Genomic DNA, 15,791 nt, shown 5'->3' with positions numbered 1-15,791 from the left:
GGTCGGGCTAGCGGATCCCCGCAGTAGCCGCGTCACCCATTTGGGCGTTGTCAGCAACWATGACGACCCGGTTGTTGTCGACGGAGAAGAATCCACCGTCGACAACTACAGCAATGCGGTCACCGGACACCGGCTCGATCGCCAGCTCACCTTCGGCCAGAATCGCCAGCAGGGGCGAGTGGCCGGGCAGGATTCCGATTTCACCATCGCTGGTGCGGGCCTTGACCATCTTGGCCGCTCCGGACCACACGAAGTGGTCCGCTGCGACAATCTCAACCTCAAGCTCAGCCATATTACTTGGTCTGTTCCTGGATCTTGGCCCACTGGCGCTCGACATCGTCCAGGCCGCCGACGTTGAAGAACGCCTGCTCTGCGATGTGGTCGAGGTCGCCGTCGCAGATCGCGGTGAAGCCTTCCACGGTGTCCTTGATGGACACGGTGGAGCCTTCGACGCCGGTGAACTGCTTTGCCGTGTAGGTGTTCTGCGAGAGGAACTGCTGGATACGGCGTGCACGCGACACGACGATCTTGTCCTCTTCGGAGAGCTCATCGACACCAAGGATGGCGATGATGTCCTGGAGTTCCTTGTTCTTCTGCAGGATCTGCTTCACGCGCACGGCCGTGTTGTAGTGGTCGTGACCGATGTACTGCGGATCCAGGATGCGCGAGGTCGACGTCAGCGGGTCAACGGCCGGGTACAGACCACGGGAAGCGATTTCACGGGAAAGTTCCGTGGTCGCGTCGAGGTGTGCGAAGGTCGTGGCCGGAGCCGGGTCGGTGTAGTCATCTGCGGGAACGTAGATGGCCTGCATCGAGGTGATGGAGTGGCCCTTGGTGGACGTGATGCGCTCCTGGAGCAGGCCCATCTCGTCAGCCAGGTTGGGCTGGTAGCCCACGGCGGAAGGCATGCGGCCGAGGAGGGTGGAAACCTCGGAACCTGCCTGGGTGAAGCGGAAGATGTTGTCGATGAAGAGCAGCACGTCCTGGTTCTGCACATCGCGGAAGTACTCCGCCATGGTCAGCGCGGACAGGGCCACGCGCAGACGCGTTCCCGGCGGCTCGTCCATCTGGCCGAACACAAGGGCGGTGTCCTTGAGGACGCCGGCCTCTTCCATTTCAACCCAGAGGTCGTTACCTTCACGGGTACGCTCGCCGACACCGGCGAACACCGAGGTACCGCCGAAGTTCCGGGCAACACGGGTGATCATTTCCTGGATCAGCACGGTCTTGCCGACGCCTGCGCCGCCGAAGAGGCCGATCTTGCCACCCTTGATGTACGGGGTGAGGAGGTCGATCACCTTGATGCCGGTCTCCAGCATCTCGGTGGAGCCTTCGAGGGTCGCGAAGGCGGGTGCCTTGCGGTGGATCGGCCAGCGTTCGCTGATCTCCAGCTCGGACTCGGTCACGTCCAGGGGCTGGCCCAGCACGTTGAAGATGTGGCCCTTGACTCCGTCGCCGACGGGGACGGAGATCGGGGCACCGGTGTCAACCACGTTGGTGCCGCGGACCAGGCCGTCGGTCGCCTGCAGCGAGATGGCGCGGATGAGGTTGTCGCCAAGGTGCAGCGCAACTTCGAAGGTGATGGTCTTGGTCTCACCGTTGAGAGTAATCTCCGTGGTGAGTGCGTTGTAAATCGAGGGGATTGCGTCAGCCGGGAATTCGACGTCGACAACCGGGCCAATAACACGTGCAATACGGCCGGTGGCACCGGACGTTGCGGCTACGTGTTCGGTAGCAGTGGCAGTCATCTCTCTCACTTCACTCAGTAGATGGCGTGGGCGGTTAAGTTTTTTCTTTGGTGCAGGTAAAGCTGGGTCCGGACCGGACGGGCTAGGACGCGTTCAACGCGTCGGCGCCTGCCACGATTTCGGAAAGCTCCTGCGTAATCTCAGCCTGGCGGGCAGTGTTGCGCAGACGCGTGTACTTCTTGATGAGCTCCGTGGCGTTGTCGCCGGCGGACTTCATCGCCCGCTGGCGGGCTGCGAGCTCGGAAGCTGCGGCCTGCAACATTGCGGCGAAGATACGTGACTCGATGTAGCGCGGCAGCAGGGCATCGAGAACCTGCTCCGCCTCCGGCTCGAATTCGTAAAGCGGCAGGAGCTCCGACTCGGAGGCGGCCTGCTCTTCGACGACCTCAAGCGGGAGCAGGCGGATAACCGTCGGCTCCTGCGTCACCATGGACTTGAAGCGGGTGTAAACGACGTGGATCTCGTCGACGCCGCCCTCTTCGTAGGCTGTCGCGAAGTCTGCCAGCAGTGCTTCGCCGACTTCCCGCGCCGTCTCGAACTGCGGTGCGTCCGTGTTACCGGTCCACACCCGCTCGTAGGGGCGGTTACGGAAATCGAAGTATGCCTGTGCCTTGCGGCCCATGACGTACGTCTTGACTTCCTTGCCTTCCTCGTGGAGCAGCTCGGTGAGGCCCTCGGCCTGCTTGAGCACCGTGGCCGAGTAGGACCCTGCAAGGCCGCGGTCGGAGGTGATGACCAGGACGGCGGCGCGGCGGATCTGCTCCGGCTCGGTTACCAGCGGGTGGTCGATTTCGCTCTGGCTTGCGACGGCAGAAACGGCACGCGTGATCGCGTTTGCGTAAGGCAGTGAAGCCGCTACGCGTGCGCGGGCCTTGCCGATGCGCGAGGTAGCGATCAGTTCCATCGCCTTGAAGATCTTGCGCATCGACGTCGTCGAGCTGATCTTCTGGCGGTAGACCCGGATCTGGGCTCCCATACTTATCCTTTCCTAAGATCCCGGTGGCCGGGACTGCCGGAACCCGCGAGGGTCCCGGCAGTCCCTGCCAGCGAAACTAGCGCTTCTGCTTGACGATTTTTTCCTGGTCGACTGCGTCCTCGTCAATCGGGGCGTACTCCTCGTGCCCCGCGCCGACCAAGAGGCTGTCGCCCTCGCCGAAGAAGCCCTTCTTGAAGTCCACGATCGCGGTCTTCAGCGCCTCTGCCGTGTCATCGTCCATGACGTTGGTCTGTGCCAGCGTCGTCAGGATGGAGGACTTGTGCTTGAGGTGCTCCAGGAATTCGGTCTCGAAGCGGTTGATGTCTTCCACCGGAACGTCGTCGAGGTAGCCGTTGGTGCCGGCCCAGATGGAAACAACCTGGTCCTCGACCGGGAACGGCGCGTACTGGCCCTGCTTGAGCAGTTCCATCAGGCGCGCGCCGCGGGTCAGCTGCTGGCGGGAGGCCGCGTCGAGGTCCGATGCGAACATCGCGAATGCCTGCATGTCGCGGTACTGGGCCAGTTCCAGCTTCAAGGTACCGGAGACCTTCTTCATCGACTTCACCTGAGCCGCACCACCAACGCGGGACACGGAGACACCCACGTCGACGGCGGGACGCTGGTTGGCGTTGAAGAGGTCCGACTGCAGGAAGATCTGGCCATCGGTGATGGAGATGACGTTGGTCGGGATGTAGGCGGACACGTCGTTCGCCTTCGTCTCGATCAGCGGCAGGCCGGTCATCGAGCCTGCACCCAGCTCGTCGGAGAGCTTGGCACAACGCTCCAGCAGACGGGAGTGCAAGTAGAAGACGTCGCCCGGGTAGGCTTCGCGTCCCGGCGGGCGGCGCAGCAGCAGCGACACCGCACGGTAAGCCTCGGCCTGCTTGGAGAGGTCATCGAACACGATGAGGACGTGCTTGCCGCCGTACATCCAGTGCTGGCCGATGGCCGAGCCGGCGTACGGTGCCAGGTACTTGAAGCCTGCGGGGTCGGACGCGGGGGAAGCCACGATGGTCGTGTATTCCAGTGCGCCGTTGTCCTCGAGGGTCTGGCGAACGGCCGCGATGGTGGACGCCTTCTGGCCGATGGCTACGTAGATGCAGCGCACCTGCTTGTTCACATCGCCGGAAGCCCAGTTGGCCTTCTGGTTGATGATCGTGTCGATGGCGATTGCCGACTTGCCGGTCTGACGGTCGCCAATGATCAGCTGACGCTGGCCGCGGCCGATCGGAATCATGGCGTCGATGGCCTTCAGGCCGGTCTGCATCGGTTCGTGAACCGACTTACGCTGGGTCACGCCGGGCGCCTGGAGTTCCAGGGCACGGGTGGTTTCGGCCTTGATCTCGCCAAGGTCGTCGATGGGCTGGCCCAGGGGGTCAACCACGCGGCCGAGGAAGGCATCGCCAACCGGAACGGACAGAACCTGTCCGGTGCGGTGGACTTCCTGGCCCTCTTCGATGCCGGTGAAGTCACCGAGGACGATGACACCGATCTCGCGGACGTCGAGGTTCTGGGCCAGGCCCAGCGTGCCGTCTTCGAAGCGAAGCAGCTCGTTCGCCATGACCGAGGGAAGGCCCTCAACACGGGCGATGCCGTCACCTGCGGTCGTTACACGGCCAACCTCTACGCGCTCTGCGTTTCCGGGTTCGTAGGACGCCGCGAACTCGTTCAACGCATTACGGACGTCGTCGGCGTTGATGGTCAATTCGGCCATCTGCAGTCCCTGCTCTCCTGTTTTCGTGATCATCGTTGCTCACGATGACCGGGGTTTCTTGTCGGTAAGTTGTGCTTGTCCGGCTAACTAGGCAATTTGACGCTGGAGCTGGCCCAGGCGGGCAAGAACCGAAGCGTCGACCACTTCATCGCCGATCTGGATCCGCAGGCCACCAATCAGTGCCGGGTCAACGTTCATGTTGATCTTGAGCTCACGGCCGTACAGGGCGTTGAGCCCTGCCTGCAGACGGCTGGCCTGGGTCTCCGTCAGCGGACGGGTGACGCTGACCGTAGCAATCCAGCGCTGCTGGCGCTTGGCCGCAAGCTCGGCGAAACGGCTGACGAGCTTGGTGACCTTGAGGCCGCGGGGCTGCGAGACTGCCTGTCCGATAAGGACTTTCGCTTCCTCGCTGGCGCGGGGAACGAGCTTTTCGGCGAGGGCAACCTTCGCAGCCTGGCTCGCCTGCGGCTCGGACAGAGCACGCTGAACCTCGTGGCTGGAATCGACGGCCTGGTTGAAGGAGAACAGGTCGTTCTCCAACGCTTCCAGTCCGCCGATACCCGAGGCAGAGACGGCCGACTTGTTTTCAGCAACGGCAATTACCACCGAAGCGGCAAGAGTCTCGAGTGCATCGCCGATGTCACGAGCCGACGCCCAGCGTGAGCTGGCCAGCCCGCTGGCGATCTCAACAGCATCAGCGGAGACTTTCCCGCTGAAGAGCTGCTTGACCAGCGCCGACTTTTCGTCACCGCTGCGGGACGGATCAGTCAGGGCACGGCGCAAGCCAGCCGAGCTGTCCACCGTTCCCAGGATTCCGAAGAGTTCCTTAGCCAACTGCAGCGACGCGTTGGGAAGCTTGGCTTCCAACGCGACGAGTGCCGCGGTCAGCGATTCGCTCGATACACCTGCCATTACTTAGCTGCACCTGCGTTCTGGTTCTCCAGATCTGCCAGGAAGCGGTCAACCACACGGGCCGAACGCGCATCATCGCTAAGCGCTTCGCCAACGATGCGGCCTGCCAGCGTGGTAGCCAGCGTGCCGACCTCGGCGCGGAGCGACACGACGGCCGCCTGGCGCTCGGATTCGATCTGCGCGTGTGCCTGGGCGGTGATGCGGGCAGACTCAGCAGCTGCCTTCTCCTTCAGATCCGCCAGGATCTGGGCGCCTTCGGCACGGGCTTCCTCGCGGATGCGGTTGGCCTCGGTGCGGGCGTCAGTGAGCTGCTGCTTGTACTCTTCGAGTGCTGCAGAAGCCTCTGCCTGCGCCTTTTCGGCCTTGGCGATGCCGCCTTCAATCGCCTCGGCGCGCTCTGCGAAATTCTTCTCGAACATCGGGACGACGTACTTCGTCACGATGAACAGGAGGACAGCAAAGCCCACGAGGACGACAAACATTTCCCAGATGTTGGGAACGAGGGGGTTGGTATCACCCTCGGTGGCGGCTGAGATGATCAGCTGCTTCATATTTCACCCGTCCTTATCTACTCGGTTCTGGATGTTCGCTGGGTTCTGAAGGTTTACTTGAGAACGAATGCGAAGACCAGGCCGAGGATGGCGAGGGCTTCAGTCAGCGCAAGGCCGAGGAATGCGATCGGCTGCAGGACGCGCTGTGCTTCCGGCTGACGTGCCACACCGTTGATGTAAGCAGCGAACACGAGACCCACACCGATACCACCGCCGATGGCGGAGAGGCCGTAGCCGATGAGGTTGAGGGAGCCGTTGATGGAGCCTTCCATTTTTCTTCCTTTCAAGATGCCACCCGTGTGGCAGGTTGTTTGGGTTGCTTCATCCCCGCGAGGGGAAGTTTGAGGGTGCCTTAGTGGCTGTCGGCGTGCAGTGCGCCTTCGATGTAGATCGCGGTCAGCAGCGTGAAGACGTAAGCCTGCAGCGCCATGATCAGCGCCTCCAGCATGTACATCGCCAGCGAACCGGCCAGGACCAGGACCGAGGCGCCCTTCAGCAGGACGTTCTCCTGCATGACGAGGAACTCGATGCCGGAACCGGCGATCATCACGATCAGGTGGCCGGCCAGCATGGTGGCGAACAGACGGAGGCTGTGCGTAACCGGCCGGACCAGGAAGTTGGAGATGATCTCGATCGGGATGACGATCGGAAGGATGTAGACGGGCACGCCGCTCGGCACGGTGGCCAGCTTGAAGTACTTCAGGCCGTTCTTCTTGATGCCGATGGCGATCCAGGTGACGTACACGATTGCTGCGAGCACGTAGGCGCCGCCGACGTGCGAGAAGCTCGGGAGCTGGATCACGGGGATGGCGCCGTAGATGTTGTTCACCAGGATGAAGAAGAACAGGCTGAACAGCAGCGGGACGTACTTGATGAAGTCTTTGCCACCGATGATGTCCTTGGCGATGCCGTTGCGGACGAAGCCGTAGGCTGCCTCGCCTGCGAACTGCAGCTTGCCGGGAACGAGCTGCTGCTTACGCGCAGCGATCACAAAGAATGTGGCGATAATGACGACCGAGAGGATCACCAGCAGCATCTGCTTGGAGAATCCTTCGGCCGCACCCCAGGGCAGGATAGCCGGCAGGTGCATTTGTTCAATTCCAGGAGGAGTGAACTCTCCTGAATCTTGGGCCGGGAGCGCAAGCGCGATCAACGCGTTTCCTCTCTGCAGTGTCCATCATTGGGCGTTGGGCGGGGAGCGGCGACATTTCTGTCAGCAATTCCCCCTGTGAAATTTTTTGGCATTACTGTTCCGCGTCCTTGGACGGGCCACCTGCAGCGCCGTCTTCGCCAGCCGAATTCCGGTGACTGGTGAGGCCGTGCATATGAGAAAGATAGAACCCTCCCGCAGCTCCAAGCAGGGCGCCTGCGAGCACAATCCAGCGGGTTCCCCACAGATTATCCAGACCCCACCCTATCAAACTCCAGACGATGATTCCGCCAACAATGTAGCTAAAGACTGCTATTCCGGCGTTGTATCCGCCGTCGTTGCCGTCCTGCGATACACCGGGGGCACCGCCAGTGGCGTGCGACTTGGGTGAGTGCTTCCTGGGGTCCTTGCCGTCGGCTTTTCGGCTAGGCATTGGGACCGCCTTCCGCGGATTCAGGGTCGTTGTAAATTTGCAGCCGGGCCTTGCTGAACCCGATGATCTCCGCCGTCTGCCACGCCAGGACGCCGACGACGGCGCCGATCAGGAACCAGCGTTCATGCAGCCAGGCCGGCGCCCCGAGGACAAACAGCACCACGGCGAAACCGACGACCTTCACGAAGTAGGTGGCAACAAACATGCCAATCGCTCCGGAGGGGTTGTTACGGCCGACAAAATGCCCGATCGCCAGGCTGATCGCGAAGAACGCCATCACCAGGGTTCCGCCGAAGAGGCTTGAGAGTGCACCGAAGCCGCCGTTGAAGACGAAAGCGAGGACCGCCGTGAGCAGCAGGGCTGCGCCGGCTGCCGCGGAGCTGAGGGCCAGCAGCTTCAGCCAGAGCGACCTGGTGGGACCGGATCCGCCAACGGGGCCGCTGCCGGACGTGCGTCCGGACTCGGCGTTGGAGCGCATGGGAACCCAATCGTTGCATTTTGGTAAGGGCAGGAACGCGGCGAAAGGCCGCCCCTGAATTCTACACGAGATAGAACAGGGCTAGGCCACCGGGATGCGGGTGACCTTGGGACGGTGCCGGAACTTACGGATAAGGTCCGGCGACGCGAGATACAGTCCGAGCACCAGCAGGCTGCCGGCCACGCAGAGGGCGACGACGGGCAGCGGCGCGGTGGCTGCGACGAAACCAAGGACGATGACGGCGGCGGTGCACGCGGTGACCACAGAGGCAGACTGCAGGTGTGAGAAACCGACGTCGGTGAGCCGCTGGTATACGTGCTCGCGGTGGGATGCGTACCAGCGCTCCCCCGCCTTGATCCGGCGCAGCAGGGTGTAGCCGGTGTCCGCTGCGTAAACGAGGATTGGTGAGAGGACGTATTCGACGTAGACACCGCTCAGGAAGCCCGCCACGGCGAGGGCAGCGATCGAGGCACCAAGGAGATAGCTGCCGACGTCGCCCAGGAAGACCGAGCCGCGGCCGAGGTTCCACGGCAGGAAGCCGAGGAAGGCCATGGCCAGAACCGTACCGCCGGCGGTCAACCAGGGCTGTCCGGCCAGCACGCCTGCCAGCGCGTACGCAACGCCGGCGGTGACGCCGTGCAGGCCGGAGATGCCGTTGATTCCGTCCATGAAGTTGGCGATGTTGACGTAGGCCGCGATGGCGACAGCCGCCAGCGGCAGCCACCAGAACGACTGGGCCGTCAGGACGATCAGCGCTGCGGAGCCGGCGGCACCGATGCCGAGTTGGGCGCCAGCGCGTGCCCCGATGGACAGTCCGCGCAGGTCCTCGGTCCAGCCCACGACAACGCTCGCCGCGATGATCGCCAGCACGACGGCGAAAACCGAACGATCCACGGTAACGAGGTCCAGGAGCAGCGCGGCCAGGTAGCCGACGGCGGTGGCCAGGGCGGCCGCCATCCCCATCCCGCGGATGGTCGCCTTGTGGTGGGAAGAGCGGGCGGAGGGGATGTCGACGACGCCCATCCGGACCAGCCACGGCTTCACCGCGAAGGGAAGCAGCAGGCTGGCGAGCAGGGTGACGCCGGCAAGTACCACCAGCGGCGTCACGATGCCACCCTGATCGAGCCCGCTTCATCGGCCTCGTCGTCGGGAATGTCCCCGATGTTGAGGCCCTGCTCGGCCTCGCAGCGGGCCAGCCAGACGTTGAGGTCCAGTTTTTCCGGATCCTGCTCGGTGGCCTTGGTGTGCGAAATCTTCGGGTGCAGGGGACGCTGGTCCAGTTCGCCGGTGCCGACCAGCTCCTCATGCAGCTTTTCCCCGGGCCGCAGGCCGGTGTAGATGATCTCGACCTTCTTGCCGGACATGGCGATCATCCGCTGGGCAACGTCGAGGATCTTCACGGGCTCGCCCATGTCCAGGATCATGACGTCGCCGCCCGAACCGATAGCGCCGGCCTGGATCACCAGCTGGCAGGCTTCGGGAATCGTCATGAAGAAGCGGGTGACCTCGGGATCGGTGACGGTTACCGGTCCCCCGACGCGGATCTGCTCGGTGAAGAGCGGGAGCATGGAGCCGCGGCTGCCCATCACGTTGCCGAAGCGGACGGAGACGAACTTGCGGCCGGTCTGGCCGGCCATCCAGGCGGTCAGCTTCTCAGCGACGCGCTTGGAGTGGCCCAGCGCGGTGGTGGGGTTGGCTGCCTTGTCGGTGGAGATGTTCACAAAGTGTGAGACGTTCGCGTCCCGGGCGGCGCGCAGCACGTTCAGCGTGCCGCAGACGTTGGTCTTCCAGGCCTCGACGGGATACTGCTGCAGCAGCGGCGCGTGCTTCAGCGCGGCGGCGTGGAACACCACTTCGGGACGGCGGTCGGCGAAGATGTCCTGCAGGGCTTCGCCGTCGCGGATATTGGCCAGCACCGTGTCCCGGCCCGCCAGCAGGCCCCGGCCGGTGATGGAGATCTGGGTCTGCTGTAGCCCGGTTTCGTCATGGTCCAGCATGATCAGCTCCGCCGGGGCGAACTGGACGATCTGGCGGCAGAGTTCAGAGCCGATGGACCCGCCCGCGCCGGTCACCAACACGCGCTTGCCCTTGATGTATCCGGCGATTTCGTCGACTTTGATGTCGACCGGCCGGCGGCCGATCAGGTCTTCGACCGCCACGTCGCGGAAGTCCGAGAATCCGTCGGGGGCGCCGCCCCCGAGCATGTCGCGCAGCGGGGGCAGCACGAGCACCCGGATGTTCATGCCGGCCACGGCGTCCGAAATGCGGCGGACGACGGCGGCCTCCACATTGGCGAAGGCCAGGACGAGCACCTTCGCGCGGGTCCTGCGGATGACAGACGGGAGGTCCTCTCCCCTGCCGAGGACCTGGACCCCGGAGAGGCGCAGGTGCTTCTTGGCCGGATCATCATCGATCAGGCCGACAGGGAAGTACGGGGATTCCGGGTCCTGCAGCATCCGGGTGAGCAGCGAGTTGCCGAGGAATCCCGCGCCGTAGATCAGGGTGTTTTGCGCTTCGTCGCCGGGCCGGGTCTTGCCCTCGACGTAGAGCCGCTTCGCGTAGCGCGCGGCGCCCATGAAGAGGCAGGCGAAGGGGAAGGCAATGAGGCCCACGCTGCGGCCAATGTTGATGGCGCCGTAGAGCACCAGCAGGGTTCCGGTGATCGTAGCGGCCACAATCACGGTGACGAAGACGAGCGCCCTCGCCTCCTGGAAGCTTCCGAACGGGTACCGGCCACGGTACAGGGCCAGGGCATAGCCGGCGACGATCTGCGCGATGACGGCGAGGGCAGCAATGAAGAAGGCGCCAAGGAACTGTTCGGCACGGATGCCCATCTCGTAGCGCAGCAGCAACGCCAGCACGACCGCCACGATCCAGGACATCGAGTCCAGGAACAGCTGGATCCAGATCCAGAGGGCGGGCTTCTCTTCCCGTGCTGCGGCAGTTCCGCGCGCTTCAGATTTCGTACTCAAGAGAGGTTGCAACCGACTTCCACTACCACGGCGGCCAGGCGCCTGTTTCAAGAAACACCCCGCCGCAAAACTGTCGGACAGCGGCGGAGCCTAAAACGATACTAATCTCTTTCGGCTCCGCTGCCGGGGTCCGTGGAGCCGGCAGGGGCCAGCGGGGGCATCGGTTTCCAGCCCTTGTCGGCGAGAATCGCCCGTGATTCCCGCCATCCCTGCCAGAGCGCGTCGCTGCCCTTGAGTGTCCGTTCCACGAGCACCAGGCGGACAATTTCCTTCAGGAAAGTCAGTGCAGTCCCAGCGCCGAAGCCGGCCCGGTTGAACTTTCCGTGTGCCCGCAGGTACTGGGCGACGTGCCCGCGGTTGCGCATCACGTAGCGGCGGCTCAGATCGGACGAGTCATTGAGGTGGCGCAGGCCCAGGTCCACTTGGCGTTGCGCGCGGACCTTCTTGATGACGAAGGCGTTGACGTAGACCACCGGGGTCAACTGCGCGGCGAGCCAGCCGTAAACGAGGTCGTCCCAGGTGATGAAGAAGCGCGGGTCCGGCAGTCCGATGTTCCTGGCCACCGAGGCCTTGAGCAGCATGCCCTCGAAGTTTCCGACGTTGGTGCGGAAGACCTCCGAATGTTTGAAGACATCGCGCGAGACCGGGAAGAAGACGCCGAGCGCCTCGACGAAGTGGTGCTGCCAAAAGAAGGGTTTGCCGTTGGCATCGTAGCGGCGGCCGATCAGGCAGGAGTACTCGGGTGTGAACTTCTCCAGGGCCTCCACCGCACCGGGGAGGACCTCGACGTCGTCGTCCATCAGCCAAAGCCATTCGGCGCCGGACTCCAGCGCCAGTTCTACCCCGCGGGAGAAGCCGCCGGCGCCGCCGACGTTTTCGGCCAGCCGTTCGTAACGGATCGGCGGCCCGTCCGCGGCACTGGCCCGGGAGACCACCTCGGCCGTGTGGTCGGTGCTGGCATTGTCCACGACGATGATCCGCGCCGGCCGGGTGCTGAGTCGGGCAAAGGAGTCCAGCAGGTTCTGCAGGAAGTCGGCCCGGTTGTACGTGACGACGACGGCGTAGAGGTTCTCCACGGCGGCCTAGCTGCGGGTGGACATCAGTTGCGCGGGCGAGCCGAAGCCCTTGCCGCGGAAGCCGGTGGCGTAGGCACCGAACCAGTGCGCCAGCCCTTTCAGGTCCCCGTTTTTCAGGAAGTAGTAAGGGAAACCGACCATGTCCGCTCCGAACCAGCGCAGGTTCCGGTATTTCCGCGTCAGGTAGCCCCGGTTGCGGAAGTAGCAGTAGCGCTTGAACTCGCCCTCGGGAATGACCGGCGTGATGAAGCCGCCAAACACGGGCTTCATTTCGGTCCAGGTGGCGGGGTGCTGCACGGCGACGGTTGCCAGCGTGCCGTACTTCAGGCCGGCTTTCTTGACCCGGGAGAGGAAGTCGACCTCGTCGCCGCGGATGAAGAACTTCACGTCCGGAATGCCGATCTTGTAGAAGACCTCGGTGCGGATCAGGGCCCCGTTGAAGAAGTGCACCATGTCCGGGAGGTAGCCCATCGGTGCCAGCTTCGAGCGGTCGTTGGTCAGGAGGCCGTTGATCCTGAAGTTGAACGACAGCCGGTTCGGGTCGGCGGTGGCGGCGACAAGCGGGCTGACGATGTCGAGCTGGTGTTCCTCGGCCGTCTTGAGCAGTTCGGCCAGGCAGCTGGCGTCCTCGGGGTGGCCGTCGTCGTCCATCATCCAGATCCACTCGGCGCCGCTGGCCATGGCGGCCAGAATCGCGTAGGCAAAGCCGCCGGCTCCGCCGAGGTTCGCTTCCGAGCGCAGGTAGTTGATGTTCGCTCCCCCGGCGGCGACGACGTCGGTGGCCGGTACCGTCCCGGAGTCCACGAGGGCGATCGAGTGGATCGGGGCGGTCTGCCCAGCCAGGCCTTTGAGCAGGAGGGCGAGTTCCTCGTGCCGGTCGAAGGTGACGGCCGCGACGGCGACTTTCGGCTGCATGTCAGTTCCTCGGGGGGTCGTCGGAGTCGGTGGGATCGGTGTGGCCGGCCGGCTGCTCGCCGACCCCGAGCACGTCCGGAACCACCTCGCGCAGGCGTTCGAGGCTGATGGCGCCCTGGCGGACCACGCGCAGCGGCAGGTCCGTGGCGTCGATGATCGTGGATGGCTCGGCCCCGTTGCCTTCAACCGGGCGGTGACCGCCTTCAAGGTAGACCTCCACGGACTCCGCCAGCTGCGCCTCGGCGTCGGCGGCGCTCTGCGCGGCGGCCTGCCCGGTGCGGTTGGCGGAAGAAACCGCCAGCGGTCCGGTGAGCGTGAGCAGGTCCTGGGCGACGTCGTCGTCCGGGAGACGGAGCGCTACCGTGCCCTTGGTTTCGCCCAGGTCCCAGTCGAGCGAGGGCTGTGCGTGCAGGATCAGGGTCAGTCCACCGGGCCAGAAAGCCTCGGCCAGGCGGCGGGCCTCGGCCGGGACGTCGGTGGCGAGTCCGTCCAGGGCATTCAGCCTGGGGATCAGCACGGGCGGCGGCATCTGCCGGCTGCGCCCCTTGGCCGCGAGCAACAGGGTCACGGCCTGCGGCGAGAACGCGTCGGCTCCGATGCCGTACACGGTGTCGGTGGGGAGAACCACGCATTTGTGTTCCCGGATGGCCCGCTGGGCGTGTTCAAGTCCTGCGGCGCGTTGCTCCGCGTCCGCGCAATCGTAGCTAGTCGTCACTGGCCTATCCTTTCATCACTGCCGGGCTCGGGTCTGCGGATGGCGCTGGTGGCCCGTTCCCGGCCGTTGAGGTCCAGATGCGTTGACACCCCGGACCAGTGACCGGAGCGCTCCAGCATCGCGGCGATCCAGCCGGCCTGGACCTCGGCGTGCTCCATCACAAAGTAGCCGCCGGGCACCAGAAGCCTGGCGGCGGAGGCCGCCGCCGCCGTCGGAAGTTCCATGCCGTCCGCTCCCCCGCCGTAGAGCGCCTCCGGCGGGTCGTGCAGTGCCACCTCCGGCTCGTTGGGCACCGCCTCGGCGGGGATGTAGGGCGGGTTGGAAACGACGACGTCGAAGCTGCCGTTGTGTTCGGCCAGCGCGTCCCGCAGATCGCCGCGGACCAGGTGGACCCCCAGCGGCAGCAAATTCTTCGCCGCCCAGGCATGGGCGAACTCGCTGAACTCCACCGCATGCACCTCTGCGCCCGGAACCTCATGCGCGATCGAGCCGGCAATTGCCCCCGAACCCGTTCCGAGGTCGGCGACCTTGGGCCGGGTACCATCCACCCCGTCCGGCTGTGCGGCCCGGGCGGCGAGCCAGTCGATCACCAACTGGACGACGGATTCCGTTTCCGGCCGCGGGATGAACACGCCGGGGCCGACCGCGAGTTCGAGGTAGCGGAAGTGCGCCACACCCGTGATGTGCTGCAGCGGGGTCCGCTGCGCGCGCTCGGCGACCAGCTCGGCATAGCCCGCCGGCGCGGGCGTGTCGCCCAGGACCATGGCGCGGAGCCGGCCCGGACCAACCCCCAGCAGGTGGCCGGCAAGGAGCTCGGCGTCGACCTTCGGGCTGGGCACGCCCGCCGCGGCCAGCACGGCCGTGGCCTCGCGGACGGCGTCGGCCAGGCTCGGGCCGCTCTCAGGTGTCATCAACGCGCAGGATCCGTACTAGTCGCCGATGGCGTCGAGGCGGGCCTGTTCGTCCATCTCGATGGCGGACTGGATCACCGGTTCCAGGTCCCCGTTCATGACCTGGTCCAGGTTGTACGCCTTGTAGCCGGTGCGGTGGTCGGCGATCCGGTTCTCCGGGTAGTTGTACGTGCGAATCCGCTCGGAGCGGTCCATGGTGCGGATCTGCGACTTGCGCTGGGCCGAGTTCTCGGCGTCGATCTGCTCCTGCTGGTGGGCCAGGATCCGGGCGCGAAGCACGCGCATGCCGGCTTCACGGTTCTGCAACTGGGACTTCTCGTTCTGCATCGCCACCACGATCCCGGTGGGAAGGTGCGTGATGCGAACCGCCGAGTCGGTGGTGTTGACCGACTGGCCGCCGGGCCCGGAGGAACGGTAAACGTCGATCTTGAGATCGTTCTGGTTGATCTCGAGTTCCTCGGGTTCGTCCACTTCGGGGAGCACCAGGACGCCGGCCGCCGAGGTGTGGATACGTCCCTGCGACTCGGTCACCGGCACGCGCTGCACCCGGTGGACGCCGCCTTCGAACTTCAGCCGCGCGAACACGCCCTCGGCGGGGTCGTTGGAGTTGCCCTTGACCGCCATCTGGACGTCCTTGTAGCCGCCCAGGTCCGATTCGGTGGCGGAGATGATCTCGGTTTTCCAGCCGCGGGATTCCGCGTAGCGGCTGTACATCCGCAGCAGGTCCGCAGCGAACAGCGCAGCCTCGTCGCCGCCTTCGCCGCCCTTGACCTCGAGGATCACGTTGCGAGCATCGTCCGGGTCGCGCGGGATCAGCAGCCGGCGCAGCTTGGCCGCGGCCGTCTCCAGGGCAGCCTCAAGCTCGGGCACCTCGGCCGCAAACTCCGGATCCTCGGCCGCCATTTCCTTCGCGGCCGCCAGGTCATCGTTGATGCCTTCCCAGCGGTGGTAGGCCTCCACAATGCCGTTCAGCTGAGCCGACCGCCGCCCCAACTTCCGGGCCAGCTTCTGGTCAGCATAAACAGCAGGATCCCCAAGCTGCGCCTGGATAGCAGCATGCTCATCCAACAGCCCCTGTACGGACTCAAACATTTCAAAACCTCTTTCGACTTGGTACCAAGTCTAATGACGCGCGCGGCGGCGGGTGACCTGGCGGCCGGCGTCGCATATTTTTGCCGGCCCGGGAGTGGCATCGGGCCTGTCGGAGCGTTGTTGCTGACGTACGCAGTACGTCAGCAAC

At 64.8% G+C, this 15,791-nt stretch carries 17 protein-coding genes; all 17 read right to left on the bottom strand.

Annotated elements, in window-relative coordinates; genetic code table 11:
* Nucleotides 1–7 precede the first annotated feature (7 nt).
* The 17 genes from AC1DNC_RS11325 to prfA all read right to left on the bottom strand — a co-directional run bounded on the left by AC1DNC_RS11325 (nucleotide 8) and on the right by prfA (nucleotide 15,643).
* Nucleotides 8–292: a F0F1 ATP synthase subunit epsilon gene (locus AC1DNC_RS11325; protein WP_104172348.1), complete on the bottom strand. Its 285-nt coding sequence runs from the start codon at nucleotides 290–292 to the stop codon at nucleotides 8–10.
* 1 nt (nucleotide 293) lies between these two features.
* Nucleotides 294–1,748 (bottom strand): F0F1 ATP synthase subunit beta, encoded by a 1,455-nt coding sequence (gene atpD, locus AC1DNC_RS11320; protein WP_476862649.1) that lies wholly within the window; start codon nucleotides 1,746–1,748, stop codon nucleotides 294–296.
* Nucleotides 1,749–1,830: 82 nt separating this feature from the next.
* On the bottom strand, nucleotides 1,831–2,724 hold the full coding sequence (locus AC1DNC_RS11315) for a F0F1 ATP synthase subunit gamma (RefSeq protein WP_175322876.1): 894 nt from the start codon (nucleotides 2,722–2,724) through the stop codon (nucleotides 1,831–1,833).
* 76 nt (nucleotides 2,725–2,800) lie between these two features.
* The gene (gene atpA, locus AC1DNC_RS11310; RefSeq protein WP_476862930.1) at nucleotides 2,801–4,438 is read right to left on the bottom strand and encodes a F0F1 ATP synthase subunit alpha; all 1,638 of its coding nucleotides are present in this window, start codon (nucleotides 4,436–4,438) and stop codon (nucleotides 2,801–2,803) included.
* 87 nt (nucleotides 4,439–4,525) lie between these two features.
* Nucleotides 4,526–5,350 carry a F0F1 ATP synthase subunit delta gene (locus AC1DNC_RS11305; RefSeq protein ID WP_476862648.1) on the bottom strand — a complete coding sequence of 275 codons (825 nt, stop codon included), beginning with the start codon at nucleotides 5,348–5,350 and terminating at the stop codon, nucleotides 4,526–4,528.
* Nucleotides 5,350–5,901: a F0F1 ATP synthase subunit B gene (locus AC1DNC_RS11300; protein ID WP_476862647.1), complete on the bottom strand. Its 552-nt coding sequence runs from the start codon at nucleotides 5,899–5,901 to the stop codon at nucleotides 5,350–5,352. Before AC1DNC_RS11300 ends, AC1DNC_RS11305 begins: the two co-directional genes overlap by 1 nt.
* Nucleotides 5,902–5,954: 53 nt before the next feature.
* A complete protein-coding gene (gene atpE, locus AC1DNC_RS11295) occupies nucleotides 5,955–6,173 on the bottom strand; it encodes an ATP synthase F0 subunit C (RefSeq protein ID WP_003804776.1) in 219 nt (72 codons plus the stop codon).
* Between the two features lie 80 nt (nucleotides 6,174–6,253).
* Nucleotides 6,254–7,054 (bottom strand): F0F1 ATP synthase subunit A, encoded by an 801-nt coding sequence (gene atpB, locus AC1DNC_RS11290; protein ID WP_476862646.1) that lies wholly within the window; start codon nucleotides 7,052–7,054, stop codon nucleotides 6,254–6,256.
* A gap of 91 nt (nucleotides 7,055–7,145) precedes the next feature.
* Nucleotides 7,146–7,484, bottom strand: coding sequence for a hypothetical protein (locus AC1DNC_RS11285; RefSeq protein WP_476862645.1), 339 nt, complete (start codon nucleotides 7,482–7,484; stop codon nucleotides 7,146–7,148).
* Complete coding sequence (locus tag AC1DNC_RS11280) at nucleotides 7,477–7,962, bottom strand: hypothetical protein (RefSeq protein WP_476862644.1); 486 nt, start codon at nucleotides 7,960–7,962, stop codon at nucleotides 7,477–7,479. The genes AC1DNC_RS11285 and AC1DNC_RS11280 overlap by 8 nt, the downstream gene beginning before the upstream one ends.
* Before the next feature lie 81 nt (nucleotides 7,963–8,043).
* On the bottom strand, nucleotides 8,044–9,069 hold the full coding sequence (locus AC1DNC_RS11275; protein ID WP_476862643.1) for an MraY family glycosyltransferase: 1,026 nt from the start codon (nucleotides 9,067–9,069) through the stop codon (nucleotides 8,044–8,046).
* Complete coding sequence (locus AC1DNC_RS11270; protein ID WP_476862642.1) at nucleotides 9,066–10,934, bottom strand: polysaccharide biosynthesis protein; 1,869 nt, start codon at nucleotides 10,932–10,934, stop codon at nucleotides 9,066–9,068. The genes AC1DNC_RS11275 and AC1DNC_RS11270 overlap by 4 nt, the downstream gene beginning before the upstream one ends.
* Nucleotides 10,935–11,035: 101 nt before the next feature.
* Nucleotides 11,036–12,010, bottom strand: a complete 975-nt coding sequence (locus tag AC1DNC_RS11265; RefSeq protein ID WP_476862641.1) for a glycosyltransferase — start codon at nucleotides 12,008–12,010, stop codon at nucleotides 11,036–11,038.
* A 6-nt stretch (nucleotides 12,011–12,016) separates the two neighbouring features.
* Entirely contained in the window at nucleotides 12,017–12,925 is a 909-nt protein-coding gene (locus AC1DNC_RS11260) for a glycosyltransferase (RefSeq protein WP_476862640.1), read from the bottom strand.
* Between the two features lies 1 nt (nucleotide 12,926).
* Nucleotides 12,927–13,640, bottom strand: coding sequence for an L-threonylcarbamoyladenylate synthase (locus tag AC1DNC_RS11255; protein ID WP_476862639.1), 714 nt, complete (start codon nucleotides 13,638–13,640; stop codon nucleotides 12,927–12,929).
* Nucleotides 13,637–14,551: a peptide chain release factor N(5)-glutamine methyltransferase gene (prmC, locus tag AC1DNC_RS11250; RefSeq protein WP_476862638.1), complete on the bottom strand. Its 915-nt coding sequence runs from the start codon at nucleotides 14,549–14,551 to the stop codon at nucleotides 13,637–13,639. Before prmC ends, AC1DNC_RS11255 begins: the two co-directional genes overlap by 4 nt.
* 18 nt (nucleotides 14,552–14,569) lie before the next feature.
* On the bottom strand, nucleotides 14,570–15,643 hold the full coding sequence (prfA, locus tag AC1DNC_RS11245; RefSeq protein ID WP_476862637.1) for a peptide chain release factor 1: 1,074 nt from the start codon (nucleotides 15,641–15,643) through the stop codon (nucleotides 14,570–14,572).
* Between the last annotated feature and the right edge of the window lie 148 nt (nucleotides 15,644–15,791).

It is taken from the genome of Arthrobacter sp. 01N442 (assembly GCF_056399345.1).
This window is presented reverse-complemented; position numbering and strand designations above follow the sequence as displayed.

Bases quoted from the DNA above. Each gene is read 5' to 3' on its own strand.
- atpD (WP_476862649.1), bottom strand. From the start codon at position 1,748: ATGACTGCCACTGCTACCGAACACGTAGCCGCAACGTCCGGTGCCACC.
- AC1DNC_RS11315 (WP_175322876.1), bottom strand. From the start codon at position 2,724: ATGGGAGCCCAGATCCGGGTCTACCGCCAGAAGATCAGCTCGACGACG.
- atpA (WP_476862930.1), bottom strand. From the start codon at position 4,438: ATGGCCGAATTGACCATCAACGCCGACGACGTCCGTAATGCGTTGAAC.
- AC1DNC_RS11305 (WP_476862648.1), bottom strand. From the start codon at position 5,350: ATGGCAGGTGTATCGAGCGAATCGCTGACCGCGGCACTCGTCGCGTTG.
- AC1DNC_RS11300 (WP_476862647.1), bottom strand. From the start codon at position 5,901: ATGAAGCAGCTGATCATCTCAGCCGCCACCGAGGGTGATACCAACCCC.
- atpE (WP_003804776.1), bottom strand. From the start codon at position 6,173: ATGGAAGGCTCCATCAACGGCTCCCTCAACCTCATCGGCTACGGCCTC.
- AC1DNC_RS11285 (WP_476862645.1), bottom strand. From the start codon at position 7,484: ATGCCTAGCCGAAAAGCCGACGGCAAGGACCCCAGGAAGCACTCACCC.
- AC1DNC_RS11280 (WP_476862644.1), bottom strand. From the start codon at position 7,962: ATGCGCTCCAACGCCGAGTCCGGACGCACGTCCGGCAGCGGCCCCGTT.
- AC1DNC_RS11260 (WP_476862640.1), bottom strand. From the start codon at position 12,925: ATGCAGCCGAAAGTCGCCGTCGCGGCCGTCACCTTCGACCGGCACGAG.
- prmC (WP_476862638.1), bottom strand. From the start codon at position 14,551: ATGACACCTGAGAGCGGCCCGAGCCTGGCCGACGCCGTCCGCGAGGCC.
- prfA (WP_476862637.1), bottom strand. From the start codon at position 15,643: ATGTTTGAGTCCGTACAGGGGCTGTTGGATGAGCATGCTGCTATCCAG.